Here is a 2,256-nt window from a genome sequence, read left to right as displayed (position 1 = left end):
CGCGCCCCCCCCCCCCCCCCCCCCCCCCTGTCCCACCTCACCCGCTCCCTCCGCCCCCGCCCCCGCCCCTGACCCGCCCCCGCCCCCGCCCCCCGCCCCCCGCCCCCTGACCCTGTTGATCAAGAGGTTTGCGTCGGAATCCGGCCGAATGATGACGCAAACCTCTTGATCAACAAGGGCTTGACGGATGGCGCTGGTAGAAATGCCGGGTGGAGACAGCAGAGCGGGCAGCAGTACGGGAGCGGGCCGAGGCGGTGCTGCGCCGGCTGGCCGGTGACCACGCCCGGCTGCGCGAGGACCAGTGGCGGGCCATCGAGGCACTCGTCGTCGACCGGCGACGGGTGCTCTGCGTCCAGCGGACCGGTTGGGGCAAGTCGGCGGTCTACTTCGTGGCCACCGCCCTGCTCCGGGACCGCGAGCAGGGCCACCAGGCCGGGCCGACCGTCATCGTCTCGCCGCTGCTGGCGTTGATGCGTAACCAGGTCGAGGCCGCCGCTCGGGCCGGCATCCGGGCCCGCACGATCAACTCGGCGAACCTCGACGAGTGGGACGAGATCACCGCCGAGATCCAGACCGGCGCGGTGGACGTGCTGCTGATCAGCCCGGAACGACTCAACAACCCGGACTTCCGCGACGGCGTCCTGCCGAAGTTGGCCGCGACCACCGGCCTGCTGGTGGTCGACGAGGCGCACTGCGTCTCCGACTGGGGGCACGACTTCCGGCCCGACTACCGGCGGCTGCGGACGTTCCTCGCCGAGCTGCCCGAGCGCACCCCGGTGCTGGCGACCACCGCCACCGCCAACGCCCGGGTCACCCAGGACGTCGCCGAGCAGTTGGGCGATGCCCTCGTCCTGCGCGGAACGCTGGACCGCGAGTCGCTACGCCTCGGGGTGCTCGACCTGCCCACCCCGGCGCACCGGCTGGCCTGGCTCGCCGACCACCTGGACCAGCTGCCCGGCTCGGGCATCGTCTACACGCTGACCGTGGCGGCAGCGGGGGAGACTGCCGAGTTCCTGCGCTCCCGGGGCTACCCGGTCGCCTCCTACAGCGGGCAGTCCGACGACGCCGACCGGCGCGCCGCCGAACAGGACCTGCTCGACAACAAGATCAAGGCGTTGGTCGCCACCAGTGCTCTCGGCATGGGCTTCGACAAGCCCGACCTGGGCTTCGTCGTCCACCTCGGCGCGCCACCCTCGCCGATCGCGTACTACCAGCAGGTCGGCCGCGCCGGCCGGGCCGTCGAGCACGCCGAGGTGCTGCTGCTGCCCGGCGTCGAGGACGCCGCGATCTGGCGTTACTTCGCCTCGCTGGCGTTCCCGCCGGAGCAGCAGGTCCGGGCCGTGCTGGCCGCCCTGCAGACCGACCGCCCGCTCTCCACCCAGGCCCTCGAACCCCTCGTCGACCTGCGCCGGGCGCGGTTGGAGTTGATGCTCAAGGTGCTCGACGTGGACGGCGCGGTCCGCCGGGTGCGCGGTGGTTGGCTCGCCACCGGCGAGCCGTGGGTCTACGACGAGGCCCGGTTGCGCCGCGTCGCCGAGGCGCGCACCGTCGAGCAACAGGCCATGCGGGAGTACGCGACCACGTCCGACTGCCGGATGCGGTACCTACGGGAACGCCTGGACGACACCGGGGCGGTCGACTGCGGCCGGTGCGACAGGTGCGCCGACCCCCTCTTCGCCGCCGACGTGTCGACGGCCGCGCTCGCCGCCGCGCAGACCTTCCTGGGCCGACCCGGCGTGGAGATCGCGCCGAAGAAGCTCTGGCCGACCGGGCTCGACGCGGTGGGCGTACCCCTCAAGGGCCGGATCGCCCCCGCGGAGCAGGCGCTGTCCGGCCGGGCCGTCGGGCGCCTCTCCGACCTGGGCTGGGGTGGCCGGTTGCGTGCTCTCGTCGGCCCGGAAGCGCCGGACGCGCCGCTGCCCGACGACGTCGCCGGCGCGGTCGTGGAGGTGCTGAAGGCGTGGGCGCACGGCGACGACCCGTGGCCCCGCCGGCCGGTGGCGGTGGTCGCGGTCGGTTCCCGGCACGGCTTCCCGCCCACCGACGGCCCGGACACGTACACGGCGGGAACGCTGTTCCCCCGCTCGTCGCAGCAGGCCGCGCGGGCGATCAACGCGGCCAGCGGCAACCGGCCGCTCGTCGTGCTGGCGAACCTGTCCGGCGTCGACGGCTCACCGGAGTCGATGCGCAAGCCGCAGCGGGGGTACGGAGCCGAGACCGGGCGGGGCATCGTGAACATACGGGGGCCCCTCGTCT

The 2,256-nt window shown here is 73.9% G+C and carries 1 protein-coding gene; it reads left to right on the top strand.

What is annotated here, in order from left to right; all coding sequences use genetic code 11:
- Positions 1-209 precede the first annotated feature (209 nt).
- The coding region (locus PSH25_RS27875; protein ID WP_238661864.1) for a RecQ family ATP-dependent DNA helicase at positions 210-2,256 on the top strand (2,047 nt) is incomplete at its 3' end.

Origin of the sequence: Micromonospora foliorum (assembly GCF_022229015.1) — a bacterium.
Classification (GTDB): domain Bacteria; phylum Actinomycetota; class Actinomycetes; order Mycobacteriales; family Micromonosporaceae; genus Micromonospora; species Micromonospora foliorum.
Note: the sequence above shows the minus strand (reverse complement) of the source record. Positions and strands in the feature narration are given on the sequence as shown.